Annotated in this window: 2 protein-coding genes and 1 pseudogene; all 3 read left to right on the top strand. The window is 43.8% G+C overall.

Annotation, left to right across the window (positions count from 1 at the left end; translation table 11 throughout):
* A partial coding sequence (locus tag F6K37_RS38900) for a hypothetical protein (RefSeq protein ID WP_287256560.1) occupies positions 1-211 on the top strand: 211 nt, incomplete at its 5' end.
* A gap of 49 nt (positions 212-260) precedes the next feature.
* A complete protein-coding gene (locus F6K37_RS38895; protein WP_008179160.1) occupies positions 261-1,457 on the top strand; it encodes an RNA-guided endonuclease InsQ/TnpB family protein in 1,197 nt (398 codons plus the stop codon).
* 105 nt (positions 1,458-1,562) lie between these two features.
* Positions 1,563-1,937 (top strand): annotated as a pseudogene (locus F6K37_RS38890) (peptidase M48); the annotation flags it as partial.
* Positions 1,938-2,260 lie beyond the last annotated feature (323 nt).

The raw sequence follows: 2,260 nt of genomic DNA, 5'->3' as shown, positions 1-2,260 counted from the left end.
CTTATCTCTGAGTTTGCTGCTAATCCTGAATAGTAACAATCCTGTTACTGGATTAATCATCTCAGTTGCCATCACCCTAATTTTTAACAAATCTGGGAGGCAAGAGGGGTCTATCCATCCCCATCCGTGCATAGGGATGGGGATGGATAGACCCCTTGCCGTAGGCCACGCTATGGGAACAAGAGTATTTAGCAATGGGTTGACAATGTAACACAAAATATATATAATGGTACATAAGGTCGATAAACAAGGTAAAAGCAGTGAGACATCAGGCAGTCAAGGTCAGAATTTACCCCACACAGGAGCAAATTCATATACTTGCTCAGCACTTTGGTTGTGCTCGCTGGTGGTGGAATTATGCACTGAATCAGTGTATAGAAACCTACAAAGAAACAGGCTTTGGATTGTCTCGCGCTGCCCTCAATTCTATACTACCAAAACTCAAAAAAGATAAAGAAACTGAATGGCTAAAAGATTGCTACTCTCAAGTATTGCAATCTGTGAGTCTAAATCTTAGCCGTGCATATCACTTTTTTGAGGGGAGAGCCAAATATCCTAGATTTAAATCATATCATCATCGCCAATCAATTCAATACCCACAGCGTGTATGCCGCGTAGGTGACTGTCTTAAATTTCCTGGAAAACTAGGAATTGTCAAGGCAATAATCCACCGACCACTAGACGGAGAAATCAAGACTGTTACAGTTAGCAAAACTCCATCTGGGAAATACTACGCTTCTGTGCTGATGGAGTACGACTCAGACAATGTAAAACCTTCCACAGACGGAAAGGTTATTGGGATTGATTTAGGTATCAAGGATTTTGCTATTACCTATGATGGCGAAAAGACCTCTAAATTTGCCAATCCAAGACACTTAGCCAAATACGAACGAAAATTAGCCAAAAAGCAGCGTATTGCTGCCCGAAAGAAGAAGGGTAGTAATGGACGTAGGAAGGCTAGAAAGATTGTAGCTAAGGTATACGAACAGATTGGAAATGTCCGCCAAGACTACCTGCACAAGTTGTCTAGAAAAATAGTTGACAACAACCAAGTGGTGGTAGTCGAAAACCTGAATGTCAAGGGCATGGTTCGTAACCACAAATTAGCTAAAGCAATATCTGATCTGGGTTGGGGAACTTTTGTAAACTTCTTGTCTTATAAGTGTGAAAAAGAAGGAAAGGTATTGGTTGAGATAAACCGGTGGTTCCCCAGCTCTAAAACCTGCTCTAATTGTCATTACCAAATCAAGGAGTTGCTGCTTGATGTAAGAGCTTGGACTTGTCCAAGTTGTGGAACTCACCACGATAGAGATGGTAATGCGGCAAAGAACATTAGAGCAGAAGGAATCAGAGTGCTATCCTCCTCTGGGACGGGGGAGGTCAACGCCAGGGGAGAAGAAGTAAGACCAAGACGCGGACGTCCGCCCAGGTTGAGGTGCGACCCGTGGCGAATTTAATTCGCCGACGGAAAGCGCACCTTCGGCATTCTTCCGTGAAGCTGGAAGCCCCAACTTGGCCGTAGGCCACGCTTCGCGAACAACGGAGTAAGTTGGGGTAGTTCACTGTGTGACCCCTACGCCAGTCCTTTGCGTGGTCGTCCAGTGAAACTCCAAGGTGAGTTAATTGGTCGCGGCGATGCTGGCTATAAATTTGGTTCCGATCTCAAGCTTCAAGACCGCAGTGGGATGATTTATACGCGCTATGCTTCTCGCTTTGGTCCAATCGGTAACTTCCTCTTTGGTAGCAGTAAGGTGCAGAACTTAATTGGCTCCCAAGTTAATGTAGTTGGCTGGTTCCGCAGAGGAATTGCCCCTTGGCTAGACTTGATCCACTTGGAAAACAATAACACCACTGTCAACAGCTACCATCGTTTCTGGTCATTGACTGTTGCAGTTGGAGCAATTATTTTGGGTTTTGGACTTTTCTTTGTCCTTTGATATCATCTCCGGTTGTTTCGGGAGTCGGGAGCGGTGCAGCGATTAGCGCGATCTAGCGCGGTCTTTGCTACTGTTCCCTATTCCCTATTCCCTATTCCCTTTGTTATACTTTAAAACTTAATCTAGTCTCACCTCTTTTGATAGGTGTCTAAACCAATTAAAGTACAAACAAATAGATAGGATAATAAATAAAAATAACAGGATTCCAAAATTATCCCAACGTTTCATCATCAACATGATTCCCATTAAAAACAAGACTATCTGCCAAGGAATCCCGATCAATGTCGATAGAATATCCCGCCGATTCTCGTTCCTGATTTTTG

The organism is Moorena sp. SIO4E2 (assembly GCF_010671945.1).
GTDB classification, from domain to species: Bacteria; Cyanobacteriota; Cyanobacteriia; order Cyanobacteriales; family Coleofasciculaceae; genus Moorena; species Moorena producens.
Note: the sequence above shows the minus strand (reverse complement) of the source record. Positions and strands in the feature narration are given on the sequence as shown.